At 63.1% G+C, this 15,524-nt stretch carries 12 protein-coding genes and 2 pseudogenes; 7 read left to right on the top strand and 7 right to left on the bottom strand.

Translation table 11 applies throughout. The features are described from left to right. The first annotated feature begins 166 nt into the window (after window positions 1–166). Both OR16_RS08115 and OR16_RS08110 read left to right on the top strand, forming a co-directional pair. Window positions 167–517, top strand: a complete 351-nt coding sequence (locus tag OR16_RS08115; protein WP_006157488.1) for a hypothetical protein — start codon at window positions 167–169, stop codon at window positions 515–517. 118 nt (window positions 518–635) lie between these two features. Continuing rightward, the gene (locus OR16_RS08110; RefSeq protein ID WP_006157487.1) at window positions 636–836 is read left to right on the top strand and encodes a hypothetical protein; all 201 of its coding nucleotides are present in this window, start codon (window positions 636–638) and stop codon (window positions 834–836) included. Window positions 837–880: 44 nt separating this feature from the next. On the opposite strand, the gene purU is transcribed toward OR16_RS08110, so the two are convergent. The 4 genes and pseudogenes from purU to OR16_RS08090 all read right to left on the bottom strand — a co-directional run bounded on the left by purU (window position 881) and on the right by OR16_RS08090 (window position 5,218). Further along, the gene (gene purU, locus OR16_RS08105; RefSeq protein WP_006157485.1) at window positions 881–1,786 is read right to left on the bottom strand and encodes a formyltetrahydrofolate deformylase; all 906 of its coding nucleotides are present in this window, start codon (window positions 1,784–1,786) and stop codon (window positions 881–883) included. Further along, window positions 1,786–4,292: pseudogene (locus OR16_RS08100) on the bottom strand (GcvT family protein). The gene purU and the pseudogene OR16_RS08100 overlap by 1 nt, the downstream one beginning before the upstream one ends. Before the next feature lie 148 nt (window positions 4,293–4,440). Next, on the bottom strand, window positions 4,441–4,872 hold the full coding sequence (locus OR16_RS08095) for a VOC family protein (protein ID WP_006157484.1): 432 nt from the start codon (window positions 4,870–4,872) through the stop codon (window positions 4,441–4,443). A 34-nt stretch (window positions 4,873–4,906) separates the two neighbouring features. Then, window positions 4,907–5,218: a YybH family protein gene (locus OR16_RS08090; RefSeq protein WP_006157482.1), complete on the bottom strand. Its 312-nt coding sequence runs from the start codon at window positions 5,216–5,218 to the stop codon at window positions 4,907–4,909. 236 nt (window positions 5,219–5,454) lie between these two features. On the opposite strand from OR16_RS08090, the pseudogene OR16_RS08085 reads away from it, so the two are divergent. Together OR16_RS08085 and OR16_RS08080 are read left to right on the top strand one after the other, a co-directional pair. Then, window positions 5,455–6,110: pseudogene (locus OR16_RS08085) on the top strand (TetR/AcrR family transcriptional regulator). A gap of 205 nt (window positions 6,111–6,315) precedes the next feature. Then, window positions 6,316–7,347 carry a patatin-like phospholipase family protein gene (locus OR16_RS08080; protein WP_043418964.1) on the top strand — a complete coding sequence of 344 codons (1,032 nt, stop codon included), beginning with the start codon at window positions 6,316–6,318 and terminating at the stop codon, window positions 7,345–7,347. Here the strand turns inward: OR16_RS08080 and OR16_RS08075 are convergent. Both OR16_RS08075 and OR16_RS08070 read right to left on the bottom strand, forming a co-directional pair. Then, a complete protein-coding gene (locus tag OR16_RS08075) occupies window positions 7,328–7,975 on the bottom strand; it encodes an HD domain-containing protein (protein WP_006157479.1) in 648 nt (215 codons plus the stop codon). The genes OR16_RS08080 and OR16_RS08075 overlap by 20 nt on opposite strands. A 37-nt stretch (window positions 7,976–8,012) precedes the next feature. Further along, window positions 8,013–11,477: an adenylate/guanylate cyclase domain-containing protein gene (locus OR16_RS08070; RefSeq protein ID WP_050982918.1), complete on the bottom strand. Its 3,465-nt coding sequence runs from the start codon at window positions 11,475–11,477 to the stop codon at window positions 8,013–8,015. A gap of 807 nt (window positions 11,478–12,284) precedes the next feature. Here OR16_RS08070 and OR16_RS08065 point away from each other — a divergent pair. Beyond that, a complete protein-coding gene (locus OR16_RS08065) occupies window positions 12,285–12,920 on the top strand; it encodes a response regulator transcription factor (RefSeq protein ID WP_006157477.1) in 636 nt (211 codons plus the stop codon). A 76-nt stretch (window positions 12,921–12,996) separates the two neighbouring features. Here the strand turns inward: OR16_RS08065 and OR16_RS48150 are convergent, their stop codons facing one another. Further along, a complete protein-coding gene (locus OR16_RS48150) occupies window positions 12,997–13,587 on the bottom strand; it encodes a response regulator (RefSeq protein WP_081488718.1) in 591 nt (196 codons plus the stop codon). 945 nt (window positions 13,588–14,532) lie between these two features. Between OR16_RS48150 and OR16_RS08060 the strand changes: the two genes are divergently transcribed. Together OR16_RS08060 and OR16_RS08055 are read left to right on the top strand one after the other, a co-directional pair. Further along, window positions 14,533–14,898, top strand: coding sequence for a response regulator (locus OR16_RS08060; protein WP_006157476.1), 366 nt, complete (start codon window positions 14,533–14,535; stop codon window positions 14,896–14,898). Window positions 14,899–15,130: 232 nt separating this feature from the next. Continuing rightward, window positions 15,131–15,523, top strand: a complete 393-nt coding sequence (locus OR16_RS08055; protein ID WP_337459819.1) for a YtcA family lipoprotein — start codon at window positions 15,131–15,133, stop codon at window positions 15,521–15,523. Window position 15,524: the final 1 nt, after the last annotated feature.

Raw genomic sequence — 15,524 nt, 5'->3', positions numbered from 1 at the left:
ATGATTCGCCATGGCTACACTGTGTGCTGTACCGCGCTGCTGAACGACGCCAAGCACGTGGTGCAGCTCAAAAGGCGAAACAGACGACATGCGGGACGCAAGAATCCGCCTATCCCGCTCCACACCCAGTGGAAAGTGCCGCCCAATCTGGAATTAAGCAGCAATCATGAATAAGAAGCGCTTCACGACCCTTGTTTCCGCAGCCGCTTTCGGCGTCTGCCTTCTGGCCGCAACACAAGCCAGCGCAACGGGTCCGAAAGATAGCACCAACGCCGGCGACAAGTACGGCTACGCACTCCACAACGGCAAGCGCGACCCCTTCACCGACGGTGCCCGCGTTGGCGACCGCCGCGACCCCTTCACCGATGGCGCCCGCGTCGGCGATCGCCGCGACCCGTTCACGGACGGCGCGCACGGCAGCGCTGCCGCGGTGCTGGACCTCGCCGGGCGCGACCTGACCGGCGTGTCGGCCCCGCCGGCGCATAGCGCGGCAGCCAGCCGCCAGGCCAGCGCCTGATACAGCGCTGCCAGTCCGGCCCCGGGACCCCTCCACCCAGGGCCGGACTGGCAAGTATCAAGTCCCATCAAGCATCATCATTGCTATTAGTGTTTCAAGAAGTATTTCAAGACAAATCATGAAAACCATCATGCTGGCGCTGCTGAGCGTCACGGCCTTCGCTTGCTCGCTGCCCGCCTTTGCCGGCCCCGACTGGACCGTTATCGAGCGCGCGCGCGCCCAGAAGCAGACGCAGGCCAAGCAGCAGGCGCAGGCGTCCTGCGCACAGAAGTCGAATCAGGCAACGGCCACGTCCGGCGCCGGTGGCCAGCAAGGCTAAGCCTTACCTTGATCGCTTGCCCGCGGGCCGGTTCGGCGTGGTGTTCATCGGAACACCAGCGTCCGGCTCCCGTTGCGCAGCACGCGGTGCTCCGCGTGCCATTTCACCGCGCGTGCCAGCGCCACGCATTCCACGTCGCGCCCGATGGCGGCCAGTTGGTCCGCATCCATGGCATGGTCCACGCGCGACACTTCCTGCTCGATGATGGGCCCCTCGTCCAGCTCCGCCGTGACATAGTGCGCGGTGGCGCCGATCAGCTTCACGCCACGCTCATAGGCCTGGTGATACGGCCTGGCGCCTTTGAAGCTTGGCAGGAACGAGTGGTGGATATTGATCGCGCGCCCCTCCAGCCGGCGGCACAGGTCGTCTGACAGCACCTGCATGTAGCGCGCCAGCACCACCAGGTCGATCCGGTAGTCGCAGAACAAGTCCCACAAGCGCGCTTCCTGCGCCGCCTTGGTATCGCGCGTGGCTTGCAGCAGCGGCAGGTGGTGAAACGGAATGTCGTAGCTTGCGGCCAACCGATAGAAATCCTTGTGGTTGGACGCAATCGCCGCGATCTCGATCGGCAACTGGCCGGTGCGGTGGCGGAACAGCAGGTCGTTCAGGCAATGCCCGATGCGCGACACCAGCAGCATCACGCGCGGCCTGCGCGCCGCATCGTGCAGGGCCCATTCCATGTCATATTCCGTCCCCAAACCAGCAAAGGCCGTGCGCAGGCTTTCCAGGGCGTCGTCCGCAATGCAGCCCGCAGGCAAGGCGCGCCGGAAGTGCACGCGCATGAAGAATCGCGCGCTAGCCCGGTCGCCGAACTGGGCCGAGTCGAGGATGTTCGCGCCCGCCTCGCACAGCAGGCTGGCCACGGCGTGGACGATGCCCGGCCGGTCCGGGCACGACAGGGTCAGGATGTAGCTGGCGCTGTCGGGTGGGTTCTCGGTTGTGTTGCGCATCACGCCTTGGCCTTGGCGCTGGTCGGGTCGTAGGGCGCGCGCAGGTGCACGGTGGCGGGCAGCAGCTCGCCGGCCAGGTCGACGTGATACGTGCCTTCGGCAATCCACTGCGCATTGGCCGCGCCGTTTTCGCGTTGCAGCAGCGCCATGCCCACCGGGCAGCCCAGCGTATGCCCGAAGGCCGCCGAGGTGACGAAGCCCGCCGGGTGCGCGGCTCCATCCGGGCCGGTGCGCAGCACGGCTTCGCCGCCCCACAGCATGGCCTGGCTGGCGCCGTCGAGCGTCACTACGGCCACGCGGCGCTTCACCTGCGCGGCGCCGCCGGCTGCGCGCAGCTTTTGCAGCGCCTCACGCCCGCGAAAGGGGATCGGCTTGTCGAGCTTGCAGGCAAAGGACAGCCCCGCCTCGAACGGGTTGATGTCGGTGGTCAGCTCGCGGCTCCAGGCGCGGTAGCCTTTTTCAATGCGCAGGGATTCGATGGCGTAGTAGCCGGCGTTGGCCAGGCCAAGGGGTTTGCCCGCCGCCTGCAGCGTCTCGTAGACGCCCACGGCAAACTCGACTGGCACATACAGCTCCCAGCCAAGCTCGCCGACATAGGTCAGCCGCGTGGCCCGCACCGTGGCGTAGCCCAGGTCGATCTCGCGCGAGCTGCCGAACGGAAAAGCCTCGTTGGAGAAATCCGCGCGCGACACGCTCTGCAGCAACTCGCGCGAGCGCGGGCCCATCACCGCCAGCACGCTGTACTGGCCGGTGACATCGACGATGACGCAGTGCTGGTCGGCGGGGATCAGCCGCTCGATGTAGTTGAAGTCGCGCGTGGTTTGCGCCGAGCCAGTCACCAGCAGGTACTGGTCGTGCGCCAGCCGGGTCACGGTCAGGTCCGACTCATAGGTGCCGCGCTCGTTGAGCATGGCGGTGTACACGGTCTGGCCGGCGGGCACGGCCACGTCGTTGCTCATCAGTTGCTGCAGCACGGCCTCGGCATCGGCGCCCTTGACGATGTACTTGGAGAACGAACTCATGTCGAACAGCGCCACGCCCTCGCGGCAGGCGCGATGCTCGGCGCCGCTCCACGGCAGCCAGTTCTGCTGCCCGAAGGAATATGCGATCTCCGGCGCCTCGCCAGCGGGGGCAAAGAAGTTCGGCCGCTCCCAGCCCATCTTGCTGCCGAAGTTGGCGCGGGCATCGCGCAGGTGGGCATACAGCGGCGAGCGGCGGAATGGCCGCGCGGTATCCAGCTCGCGATTGGGCCAGGGCATGGCGTAGTGCAGGCCCAGGGTTTCCTTGACGCGGTCGTGCAGCCAGCTTTCGTTGCCGTTGAAGCCGGCAAAGCGGCGGATATCGACCGGCCACAGATCCATGGTGGGCTCGCCCGCCACGATCCATTCGGCCAGCGCCATGCCCGCGCCGCCGGCGGAGGCAATGCCCATGGAGTTGAAGCCCGCGCCCACATAGAAATTGCGCAGCTCGGGCGCCTCGCCCAGGATGAAGTTGTTGTCGGGCGTGAAGGATTCGGGGCCGTTGTAGAACTGCTTGACCTGCGCTGTTTCGAGCGCCGGCACGCGCTGCAGCGCGTTTTGCATCAGGATCTCGAACTGGTCCCAGTCGTCGGGCAGCAACTGGAACTCGAACGGCTCCGGAATGCCTTGCATGCCCCAGGGCTTGGCGTTGGGCTCGAAGCCGCCCATCACCAGTCCGCCCACTTCCTCCTTGAAGTAGATAAAGCCGTCCGGGTCGCGCATCACCGGCAGGTCGGGATGCACGCCGGCGATGCGCTCGGTGACAATGTAGTAGTGCTCGGCCGAATGCAGCGGCACCGTCACGCCGCACAGGCGGCCCACCTGCCTGGCCCACTGCCCCGCGCAATTGACCACGATCTCGGCGCTGATGGTGCCGTGGGCGCCGTCCTTGTCTTGCCAGCTGACGCCGCTGGCGCGGCCGTCCCGGGTATGGATGGCCGTGACCTTGGTGTCCTGCACGATCAGCGCCCCCGGGTGCGCGCGCCACGCGCCAGCGCCTGGGTGAGGTCGGTGGGATTGGCCTTGCCATCGCCCGGCAGCCACACCGCGCCGTGCAGGTCGTCGGTGCGCATCACCGGCCATAGCTCGCCTGCCTCGCGTGCCGAGATGACCTGGCAATCCACGCCGTAGGCGCGCGCCACCGCCGCGGTGCGCTTGATCTGCGTCATGCGCTCGGCCGTGCGCGCGACCGAGAGCGAGCCGCACTGCTTCCAGCCCGTGCCCAGCCCGGTTTCGGCCTCCAGCTCGCTGTACAGGCGCGTCGAGTAGCGGATCAGCTTGGTCATGCTCTCCTGCGCGCGCAGCTGCCCCACCAGCCCGGCCGCGTGCCAGGTGGTGCCGCACGAGAGCTGGCCCTGCTCGAGCAGGACGACGTCGTTCCAGCCCAGCTTGGTGAGGTGATAGGCCACGCTGCAGCCAATGATGCCGCCGCCGACGATGACGACGCGGGCATGCTTGGGAACGGGACGGCGGGGAGAGGCAGACATGGAGGCACCTATGGAAAAGCGCGCCGGGAGGCGCTGGGCTTGTTTGCCACAGTTTGCCAATAAAAAACACAAAATGCAACATAAAAGGAAGCAAAAAAGCCACGCCCAGGTGACTGGCGTGGCTTGGTGCCATGCAGCGTGGTGCGGCTCAGTGTTCCGGGACGATGACCATCCACATCACGCCGAAGCGGTCGGCCGTCATGCCAAAGCGAGGCGAGTAGAACGTCTTGCCCAGTGGCATCAGTACCTGGCCGCCCTCGGCCAGGGCATTGAACACGCGGTCGGCGCTGGCTGCATCGGGCACGGACACGGACAGCGAGAAGCCCTGGAAATCGGGCTTGCCCGTGCACCGGCCGTCGGACATCATCACCAAAGTTTCGCCGATGCGCATGGACATGTGCATGATCTTTTCTTCGGTGCCGGCCGTGGGCGCGCAAGCGCCTTCGGGCGGGGGAGACTCCGGCGGGGGCGCATCCTTGAAGCGCATCATCATGACCACTTCCGCGCCCACGGCGCGCTTGTAGAGCTCAGCCGCTTCCTCGCAACGGCCTTCAAAGAACAGGTAGGGTTGGACTAGCATCTTGTCTCCTTTCCACTTCCAGGGTTGAAACGCGTCAGGGGTTGAAACTCACCGGCATCGATGCGTGCTCATGCACCACCAGCCATCGGCCAGCGATCTTGCGAAAACAAACGGTGGCGCGCACCCAGGCTTCCTGGGGAGCGCCACCCTTGGGCGTGCTGCGGATCCGGCCGACTCGAACCACTGCTGCCAGCGCTCGCGGTCCGAAGATGACCACGTCTTCAGCATAGTTGCGCATCATGACAACGGCGTTTTTCGCGCGCACGGCGTTGGCCCAGGTGTCGACCAGGGCACGCACCTCGGCTTCGCTGCCAGGGTGCGACGAAGGCGGGGAGGTGCTCACCATCTTTGCTCCTTGCGCCGAGGCGGCCGCAGTGTCGTGGCGCCGCTCCGACGAATCATGTGTACACTGTCCACTAGAATAGTAAAGAAAATGGACGCTGTCCACATGGAGAAGAAATGACCGGCGCCAAGCGCTCTTCGCGCATCACGCGCGTCGCGAGACCGACGGAATCCGCCGACGCCGGTGGCACCGCTGTTCCGGCGGATTCGGTAGATTCGGCGGCGTCCACGAACCCCGCCATTCCCGCGCCGCGCAGCAGCTACCGGCACGGCGACCTGCGGCGCGCGCTGCTGGACGCCGGCATGGAACTGGCAAGCGACGGCGGCCCGGACGCTGTCGTGCTGCGCGAGGCCACGCGGCGCGCCGGGTCGTGCCCAACGCCGCGTACCGGCACTTCGCCAGCCGCCAGGACCTGCTGCAGGCGGTACGTGCCGCCGCGCTCGCGGCGCTGGCACAAGCCATCGAGACCGAACTCGCCGCGCTGGACGTTGCAGCGCCACCAGCGGATTTCGCCCGCGCCAGCCTGCGCGCGGTTGGCACCGGCTACATGCAGTTCGCACTCGCCGAGCCCGGCCTGTTCCGAACGGCATTCTCGGTGCCGGACGAACTGGAAGGCGTCCCGGTTCCCGACAAGGCTGGCGACAGCGGCCTGAACCCCTACCAATTGCTCGGTGCCGCGCTGGACAGGATGGTGGCGGCTGGTGTGCTGAGCGCCGCGCACAGGCCCGGCGCCGAGTATCTCGCGTGGTCCGCCGTGCATGGCTTGTCGATGCTGGTCATCGACGGGCCGCTGCGCATGGTGGCGACGTCACCAGGGCAGGCGCACGAGATCGGGCGGCGCTTGCTGGATATGGTGGAGAAGGGCTTGCAGGCGGCGGGCGACCCGCCGGGTTAGTTCGCCGCGGTCGATCGCATCCGGCCCGGCAGTCATTTCCGCCCCCTAAAAAGCGCTAACAAAATGAGCGTCAGGGGTGTTAACTTCAAGTATCTTTTCATGTGTCATTGTCGATTCCTCCCTTGTTCGTGCCGTGGCGGCGGGTGAGGAACAGGACCTGACCCCACCGATCACGCGTGGCCCAGTTTCCTAGGGGAGCATCGGTATGAGTCCAGATAACGGGCAGCAGAAGGCTGTAGCCCTTGCGTTGCAGGGCGGGGGCATGCACGGCGCGTTTACATGGGGGGTCCTCGACCGGTTGCTCGAGGATGGACGACTCGGCATCGAGGGTGTCAGCGCGACGAGTGCCGGCGCCATGAATGCCACCGTGCTGGCTTATGGGTTGTTGCAGGGCGGGTGCGACGGCGCGCGCCAGGCGCTGCACGACTTCTGGCTCGCAATCGCCCAATCGGCTGAAAAATACAGTCCATTGCGCTGGGTGCCGTGGCTCAAGGGAACCCATACCCTGGGCCTGAACCATTCTCCGCTGTATGCGATGGCCGACATCGTTCTCCGTCTCCTGTCACCCTACCAGTTCAATCCCAACAACATGAATCCGCTGCGGGATGTGATGGCCAAGCAGGTGGATTTCGAGGCGTTACGCCAGCACTGCCCCATTCATCTTTACCTGTGCGCGACCAATATCGAGACCGGAAGGATACGCATCTTTTCAGGCGAGGATCTGTGCATCGACGCGGTACTGGCATCAGCTTGCGTGCCAACGCTATTCCAGGCAGTGGCCATCGATGGCCAGCACTATTGGGATGGCGGCTATGTTGGCAACCCGGCAATTTTCCCGCTGATTTATCACTGCAATACCCACGATGTCGTGATCGTGCACATCAATCCGATCGTGCGCCGCGGCGTACCGACCAGTGCCGCGGACATCCTCAACCGTGTCAGCGAAGTCAGCTTCAACTCCTCCCTCATCCGAGAGATGCGCGCCATCGCATTCGTGACTTCGCTGATCCAGCAAGGCAAGATCGACCGGAGTGAAATGAAGGAGATGATGATCCACTCCATCCGCTCCGATGAGACGATGGCCGCGCTGGGCGTGTCCAGCAAGTACAACGCCGACTGGGCCTTCCTTTGTTCGCTGCGTGACAAGGGACGGACTGCGGCCGGGACGTGGCTGGAGGAGCACTACGAACACATTGGCCAGCGCTCGACCATTGATATCAAAGGGGAATATCTCTGAAGGAAGACGAGGCCCAGAATGGCGTCGGCTGCGCAAGCCGCCACGCCAGGTTGCGGCGTGCGCGAGCCTCATAGCGCGCATGGAACAGATCGGTCTGATAGATGCGAGGGCGGGCAAGCAGGGCGCGCAGGAAAGCCCGCTCGGCGGCATCATAGGCAAGCGCGTCAAGGTCAGGACGCTCGGCCCGCAAGTGCGCGCCGTTCTGGCGAAAGCGCGCGCGGGCGCAACCCAGGACGGCAAGGTCGATGTCGGCGGTAAATTGCCCTGCCAGGCTCGCAGGAACGCCGGCATGCGAGGTGTACAGGATCATCCCTGCGACGCGCTCCGTTGCGGCAATCCGGTCTCTGGCCCAGTATCTGAGCCACTCCGCGCTGCGTTGCTCATTGTCTGCCGCCCCGGGAATATAGATGACGTCGTGGCACCAGAGCGCCAGCTCGACGGCGTCGGTATCGGGTATCGCGCTGCGCGCCCAGTCCAGATCGCGCAGGCAGCGGCGGACATGGTGGAGCGTGTGATAGTGCCGCGCCGGCTCAGCATAGTAGCGGGCAAGATCCACATAGACCTGTTCTGCCTGAATGCCACCCGAACGCGACCAAAGTGCCAGGAAGCGGGCTTGCATCTGGGTCATTCGGGCGTCTTCCGGCATTGGCTTAGTCGGTCTGGTTTCATTCGGGAGAAGGCAACGGGGCAGTGCCATCCTGCCGCGTCAGATCATCCAGCAGGGCTTTGGCCTGTTGCCAGTCGGCGGTATCGGAGCCCTCGCGGAAGCTGCCATGGATCGCAGCCAGTGCATGGCGCGCTGCGTTCAGCTTCCCTTGTTGCCGCCATAGCCCGGCCAGGCTCAGCACGGCTTGCAGTTCCAGTGAGCTGGCGCCCTGGCCGTGGGCGACTGCGATCGCTTTTTGAAAGCACGCTTCGGCTTCATCGCTGCTGTTGGACGGGAAGGGCGCCACGCTTGACTGCCGGAGTATCAGTTCCCCCTTGAGGCGATACAGCGTCGCTTCGTCAAGCCGTTCTCCCGTCTCTTCTGCCAAGGCTAGCGCCTCGGCCAGCGAATCCAGTCCGGCTTGGGTTTGCCCCGCCTTTCCGTAGGCATCCGCGAGCAGGGCCAGTAGATTCGGCTGTCCCAGTGCCGCGCCGGTCTCCAGGTAGGCGGCCAGGCCCCGCTGTATCAGGGCTATCCCCTTCTCATGATCGCCCTGTTCGGTCAGTACCCAGCCTAGCAGGACGGTTCCCCACGCCAGATAGATCGGGAATCCCTGCTCGCCCGAGACCGCGATGGCGGCCTCCGCGTACTCGCGGGTCAGTTGCACCTCCCTTCGGCACAGGTGCACTTCGGCCGCAAAGACAAGGCAAAGCGCGAGGTTAAAGGCGTCCGGGCGTGTCCTGGCCATTGCCAGGGCCTCCTCACTGCGCGCGCGGGCCTGATCCGGCATGCCCAGGTACCACAGGATCCAGCCTAGTGTGCTTGTGGCATGGACGGCCGGATCCCGCCCGTAACCCATCAGGAAGTCGTACACCGGCGGGTCCGGGCGTTGCAAGGCCAGCACCTGTTCTACATGGCTGCGGGCCAAGTCCAGCTGGCCAAGACGGAATACCGTGGCGCCGATCGCGCGATGCGCCTCGGCCAGCTGCCCAGGCTTCTGTGTTTCCTGGGCGAGGCCAAGCAGCCGTTCCCCAAGGGGGTGTGCAATCTTGAACTGCGCGCGCAGTTGATAGAACGCCCACAGTCCCAGCTGAGCCGAGAAGGCATACGGCGTTTGCCTCCCTTGCTCGCACAAGGCCAGCGCGCGCTTGTAGTTTGCCTCCACCTCCGGCGAGGCCTGACCGCGAGCGGCCATCAGGGCCGGGCCGAGGGTGAGCAGCAGCGTGAGTTCCTGGCGCGTGCGTTCGGGGTTGTCTGGCATCCGCATGAGCAGTTCGACGGCGGTACTCAGGTGCCGGATCGCTTCAGTCTGGGCTGAACGCTGGAGGGCCTGCTGGCCAGCGCAGTGCAGATATGCGACAGCCTTCGGGATATTGCCGCTATGGCTGTAGTGGTGCGCGAGCTCGCTGCAGTAATCTTTCAGCCGACCATGGAAGAGCGTCTCGATGGCCTGGGCCGTACTCTCATGCAGTGCGCTACGCCGCTCGGTAAGCAGCGAATTGCCGGCAACCTCCTGCGTCAGGGCGTGCTTGAAGGCGTACTCGACCTCCGGGAATGCGGGCCGCTCGTAAATGAAATCCGCCGCCTGCAGGTCGGACAGAAGGCGGCGCAGCTCGCCTTCGGCCAGACTGGTGACGTGCAGGATGAGACTCAATGGAAACTCCTTGCCGATCACGGCCAGGGTCTGCAGCAGTTCTTTCTGGGCAAGCGGCAGCCGGTCGATACGGGCCGCGAGCACACCTTGGACGGTGGTCGGGATGTGCAGCAAGGCGGGCGCCTTCTCGACGCGGTAGCAGCCGGGTTGGCCGAGCAAGGCGGCCTCCTCGACCAGAGTCTGGACCACCTCCTCCATGAAAAAAGGATTGCCTTCCGTCTTGTCCAGGATGAGCCGTTTCAGGGGCACCAGGCTGCGATCATCGCCGAGCAGCGCGGTGAGCAGTCCCTGGGCTTCGGTCGGGCCCAATGGTTGCAGACTCAGCTGGGCGTAATTGTCCCTGGGGCCCCAGTCATGGGAGTACTCCGGGCGGTAATTGACGAGCAGGACGATCCTTGCACCCGGCACATGGTCGATCAGCAGATTGAGGAAGGCCTCGGTTTCGCTGTCCAGCCATTGCAGATCCTCGAAAATGACCTCGAGGGGCTGATTGCGGCTTTCACGGACCAGCAGGCAAGCAATCGCTTCGAAGGTTCGCTGACGTCGGATCGAAGCGTCCATGGTCGGCAGCGCCGAGCCGGGTTCGATGCTCCCTAGCAGATAGAGCAAGTAGGGCAGATGACCTTCCAGAGAACGCTCCAGGGTGAGCAGCTTGCCAGTCACCTTTTCGCGGCAGCTTCGGTCGCCGTCCTGCGCCGAGATCTGAAAATAGTTTTTCAAGAGCTCGATCAACGGTAAATAGGCGAAGGCCTTGCCGTGCGAAACCGAGAAGGTCTCCAGCGCCAGGCAGTTTTCCTGTGATCTCGCCTTGAACTCGTGGAACAGCCGGGATTTCCCGACGCCTGCCTCGCCAACCACCGCGACGACCTGCCCCTGGCCCGCCTTGGCCAGCTCCAGCGCGTTGTGCAACCGCTCCAATTCGGTCTGGCGGCCCACAAACCTGGCCAGACCACGGTGCGCCGCCACTTGCAGGCGCGTGCGCAATGCCCCGAGGCCAGCCACCTCATAGACCGCCAGCGCATCCCGGACGCCTTTGACATAGGTGGTGCCCAGGGCCTTGAACTCGAAATACCCCTCCGTCAGCTTATGGGTGGATTCGCTGACAAGGATGGACGCCGGCGTGGCGATACCTTCCATGCGCGAGGCGATATGGATCGTGTGCCCGACCGGATCGTAGTCCGTGTGCAAGTCATCCTTGCGAATCGAGCGCACCACGACCTCGCCGGTGTGGATGCCGATCCGGATCTGAAGCGGTATGCCTTGCTCCAGCCGGATCCGGTCACTGTGACGGCGCATCGCCTCCTGCATGCGCAGCGCTGCGTACAGGGCCCGCAGGGCATGGTCCTCGTGGGCAATGGGGGCACCAAACAGCGCCAGGATGCCGTCGCCAAGGAACTTGGCCACATAGCCTTCGTAGTGGTGCACGGCCTCCATCATCAACGTCACGACGGGGTCGATGAGGCGGCGCGTTTCCTCCGGGTCCAGGTCCTGGGTCAAGGCCGTCGAGCCCGCCATATCGGCGAACAGGGCCGTGATGGTCTTGCGCTCACCGGCCGTCCCGCCCCGGGCCTCCATTGCCGCCTGCTCAGCCAGGATGCGCTCGGCCAGATGGGGTGGCGTGTAGTGGACAGGGGCTGGGATTTCGGGCCTGGAAGGCAGGGGCGACCCCGAGGGGGAATCGGTAAGCGGAAAGCCACAAGCGCGGCAGAACTTGGCAACGGGGGTGGCCGCCTCGCCACACTGGGGGCAAACGCGCGCAAGCCGCGCCCCGCACGCCTCGCAGAAGTTGGCGCCTGCGAGGTTCACGTAGCCGCAATTCGTGCAGCGCATTTCGCCTCCTGACCGCCTTTGCCCACCCTGAATGATTAGACGCGTAATCGGCTCTTGTAGCAAGCCAGGCGTTTCGATGGATCAACATCCCGGGCCGTCTACCATTGGCCTTTTAAGGCGTCGAAGGTATATGAGCCTGGCGCGTTGCGCGGCTTTGCCGTACTGCTTGCACTGTTGGCCGCAGCAATCATGCACGCTGTCGAAGCTGCAGTGGGAAGATCCCACGCTACAGGCCAATATTTGCCAGTTCTTATAGTGATCCCAAAAAAATGGTGGCCGAGCCGAGGGTGGGGCCGGCAGACCAAAAAGGGCGGGGGCCGGGTCAGGGGATGACGCCGATACGCCGAAGGGCGGTGGCCGAGCACGGGAGGGGCTGCGGTGCACCGAGGCGGGTCTGCCGAAGCCGGAGCGGACGGGCTCCGCCACACCTGGGGAGGTGACCGCATTGCCAATGACAGCCTACCGAAACACCTTGCGAACGGATCGCAAACCGATGCCAGTCGATAGATTCAAATGATGCCTTTGGTGAGCTTCCTTCGGCCCGAACGGATTCAACCCCCACTCGTCCAAGATGACTGTGTTAAGGCACATTAGGCCGATTATCTGCGGCTACATCGTTTGCGTAGGTTGCGAAATTACATATTTATGTAGGCTAACTTACCCGCTCCAGGACTTCAGCCTGGTACTCGCCTGGCTATAATAAGCGCTGCATTTCTATTCAACGCGACAGCAATGTCTCGCGCCTCAATCGTTGCGGTGGTCCCAGTGCCGCGTCGGAGGAAGCTGACGCAAGATGGAGAACGTTCAATGGACTCGGTCAACGAATTTGTGTGCGTAGTAGACGACGATTCACGCGTCCGGGAAGCGCTTACAAGCCTGCTGCACGCTCATGGAAAAAGTGTGCGCTCGTTCAACTCAGGGCAGGAGTTTCTGGAAGAGACTCAGTGGGACACAGTGGCTTGCCTGATTCTCGATATGCGTATGCCGGGCATGAGCGGCCTGGAAGTCCAGGAGCGTGTTATTAATAATTCCCATGCTTCCATCGTTTTCATCACGGGAAGGAACGATGTGCCTTCCACGGTGCTGGCAATGAAGAGCGGGGCCGTCGATTTTCTGACGAAGCCCGTCAGTGAGGATGCCCTGCTCCGAGCCGTTGACACTGCAATTGCCACGACGCGAGCACAGCGCAGAGAGGCTGCGGAAGCTGCAGCGCTACGGGCGCTTTACGAAACCCTGACACCAAGAGAGCAAGAGATTCTCCCCTTGCTTGTCGGGGGTATGCTGAACAAGCAGGCAGCGGACGTACTTGGGATCACTGAGTACACCGTGCAGGTGCATCGCGGTCACATTATGAAGAAGATGCAAGCGCGCTCATTTGCCACACTCGTCAGGCAAGCAAGCCGGCTGGAGCTAGAGACACACCAGCCTGCCAGGGGCGGCTAGTGCCGGCGACTCGTCCGTTGCAGCGCGTTCCACGACTGGAGCAAGTGCACGGGGTGCATCCATTACCTGCCGCCGGCTAAGTGCCCGTTTGAAAATTCGCCGCGGACCGTTGCGGCAGCGAAGACGTAGTCAAAACCGCGCTCCGTGCGAATAATATCTCCCGCGAAGGGTCCATGCCCGGCTTTTTGCGGAGGCGCACAACTTGTGCGTCTCTATCGCACGCTCGTAGACTTCGTCGTTGTGCAGCGGGAAAGCTCAAGTAGTTGGGGCGCGACTCAGCACGCACTGCGGCGCGCTTAGAAATGCGGCCAGCAAGTTGAACTCGGCATTGGCGGATCAGACGACGTAATCGAACCGTCCAGCCATCGCCTGGAATGACACGATCCGCCTCGTCGGACCGACCGGCTAACATGATTATCGGCAAGTCGGAGTCATCCCGGAGTCGTTGGGTTAGTCGCATTCCGTCATCGCCGGGAGGCTTTACGGCAACGATCAACAGGTCGATGGTCTCGCGAGGCAGTGCATCCTCAACTCCGTGGGCATCCGGCAGCGATGTTACGCGTATATCATTGGTGCCAAGATAGTCGACGATCAGTTGGCGCATCCTAGGATAGTCGACGGCGACGATGATATGCACTGAATCAGTAGGCGAGGTTGCTGGTCTCATGTCCGTCGCAAGGTATTAACGATCGCAATACAGTTCATCGATGCCTATCTCGATGCGGGAGGTTGCCGCCATGCTTGGGGCGGCGTCGCGACCGTTTGGTTGGAAGGAGTCTCCATTGGATTCCCCGATTTCTGGAACTGCCTCCATTGCGGGAGAGTTCTAGCAAATTCGAAGTGCGGTAGAACTGTTCGCATAGATGTCCGGCCGCGATAATTCACTCGGGAACGTGCAGACAAAGGTGTCCATTTTCCCAGGTATGAGTGAAGGGTTAGCGCATGAAGCCGCGCCCCGTGATGCAAGGTGCCATCCGCTTCCCCGGGCCGCCAGTGAGCGTCGAGAGTCCACTAATCGAATACGTTGCCTGGATGATAGGCAGCCCCGTGACGCCTGGCAACTACATAAAGTTGGAATCCGATTCGCGGGATGTAGTGTGCGGCGGCCGGGACTTGTTCGTCGATATGACGTCGTTCAGTCGCCCAGGGGCACAAGGTGAATATAAATGCTCTACAACAATCATGTTATTGGAATCGGGAGGCTCGCCTTCTAGTATCCCTAGTCGCGGAATCTCCATCGCTGGGGAAAGCCCGCCACACGTAAAGGGCCACCTGCGCGAGCGTCCCGGTGGAACGGTCGCGGAAAGCAGTTCGGCGAGATGGCACCGTGACGTATGGTGCGGTGCCATCTTGTACCCGGGATCGGACATGCGACACTACATATTCATGTATGTCTACCATTGAGCAGTTGCGCATTACTGCCCATCCTTTCGCTTCGAGTGAGGAATCATCGCTGTGCCGCCTTGAGATCGTAGCTGCCGCATAGTCGGCCATATCCGTCGAGGCGAGCTCTCGCTCAGCGCTGGTCATGCATGTGGTCGAAGAGGCCGCTAAGTGTCCGGAAGCGGCTATATTGTTCTATACCGTGCGGTCGAAGGGAGGCTTTGCATAGATGCTGTCCCGAAATGCAAAAGACATCGCAGTCGTCGATGACGACCGCAGGGTACTGAATTCGCTCGCGAACCTTCTCGCATCCTGCGGCTATGAAACTCAGCTTTTCATTTCAGCGGAGCTGTTTCTGGCTGCGGATATGTCCGACTTCTTATGTGTAATTACCGATCTCGGGATGAGGCCGATCGATGGTCTGGATGTGCTCCGTCGTGTCCGAAGTCGGCCAGATGCGCTACCGGTAATTGTCATCACCGGGAAGCCCGGCGATCGCCCTGAGTCGTTCTATCTGGACCACGGTGCAGTGGGCTTCTTTCGCAAGCCGGTCGATGGAGATGCGCTTATCGCGCTCATCGACCAATTACGGTGACCCCGTCGGTGGACGGAGTGTTCAAGAAATCCAATCCCGGCAGCAATTTCTACGTCGCTTTTTTGCGCTACCGCTTCTAAGGGAGGGCATGGCGTGCTCCCTGGGATGGCCGGCCAGAGCTCCCTATCGGCTGCACACGCGCAGTCACGCGAGAAGGGACGTCCGGTTGCCTGACAGCTTGATCGGTACAACATAAATATGTAATACCCGGTACAGGTAACGTCCCGTTACGATGATTGCGAGTAATTCTTCCTCCATCGCCTGGCCTCTGCGCGGGCGATGGACAACGCTTGTCGCTCTACCTGGAAATAATGGTGACGTCGTCATGGCTTGTAGCGAGAAAGAAGGGATTCGATACGACGGCGTGGCTCACAGGCCAAAGTTCGCGAGGGTGGCGTGGACCCTTGGCCTGCTGCATGGCTGCAGCCGGTCCCCGTCACAAAGCGTGCTCGGGGCGTATTACCCCGATTGGCTCTTCTGCATCGTCGGTGCCGTTGTGGCTGCGGTTCTGATTCGGCTGCTGTTGCTGCACGGCGGGCTCAACGACTGGGTCGACTCGCCAGCCATTGCTTACCCAGCTCTCGTGGCGCTGCTGGCGTTCGGGGGGTGGCTGTTGTTCTTCTGAC

This window comes from Cupriavidus basilensis OR16 (assembly GCF_000243095.1).
GTDB lineage: Bacteria > Pseudomonadota > Gammaproteobacteria > Burkholderiales > Burkholderiaceae > Cupriavidus > Cupriavidus basilensis_D.
This window is presented reverse-complemented; position numbering and strand designations above follow the sequence as displayed.

What these genes read in the sequence shown, in the direction of transcription:
- OR16_RS08115 (WP_006157488.1), top strand. Translation starts at nt 167, where the DNA reads ATGAATAAGAAGCGCTTCACGACCCTTGTTTCCGCAGCCGCTTTCGGC.
- OR16_RS08080 (WP_043418964.1), top strand. Translation starts at nt 6,316, where the DNA reads ATGAGTCCAGATAACGGGCAGCAGAAGGCTGTAGCCCTTGCGTTGCAG.
- OR16_RS08065 (WP_006157477.1), top strand. Translation starts at nt 12,285, where the DNA reads ATGGACTCGGTCAACGAATTTGTGTGCGTAGTAGACGACGATTCACGC.
- OR16_RS08090 (WP_006157482.1), bottom strand. Translation starts at nt 5,218, where the DNA reads ATGGTGAGCACCTCCCCGCCTTCGTCGCACCCTGGCAGCGAAGCCGAG.
- OR16_RS48150 (WP_081488718.1), bottom strand. Translation starts at nt 13,587, where the DNA reads ATGAGACCAGCAACCTCGCCTACTGATTCAGTGCATATCATCGTCGCC.
- OR16_RS08110 (WP_006157487.1), top strand. Translation starts at nt 636, where the DNA reads ATGAAAACCATCATGCTGGCGCTGCTGAGCGTCACGGCCTTCGCTTGC.
- OR16_RS08060 (WP_006157476.1), top strand. Translation starts at nt 14,533, where the DNA reads ATGCTGTCCCGAAATGCAAAAGACATCGCAGTCGTCGATGACGACCGC.
- purU (WP_006157485.1), bottom strand. Translation starts at nt 1,786, where the DNA reads ATGCGCAACACAACCGAGAACCCACCCGACAGCGCCAGCTACATCCTG.
- OR16_RS08055 (WP_337459819.1), top strand. Translation starts at nt 15,131, where the DNA reads ATGATTGCGAGTAATTCTTCCTCCATCGCCTGGCCTCTGCGCGGGCGA.
- OR16_RS08075 (WP_006157479.1), bottom strand. Translation starts at nt 7,975, where the DNA reads ATGACCCAGATGCAAGCCCGCTTCCTGGCACTTTGGTCGCGTTCGGGT.
- OR16_RS08095 (WP_006157484.1), bottom strand. Translation starts at nt 4,872, where the DNA reads ATGCTAGTCCAACCCTACCTGTTCTTTGAAGGCCGTTGCGAGGAAGCG.
- OR16_RS08070 (WP_050982918.1), bottom strand. Translation starts at nt 11,477, where the DNA reads ATGCGCTGCACGAATTGCGGCTACGTGAACCTCGCAGGCGCCAACTTC.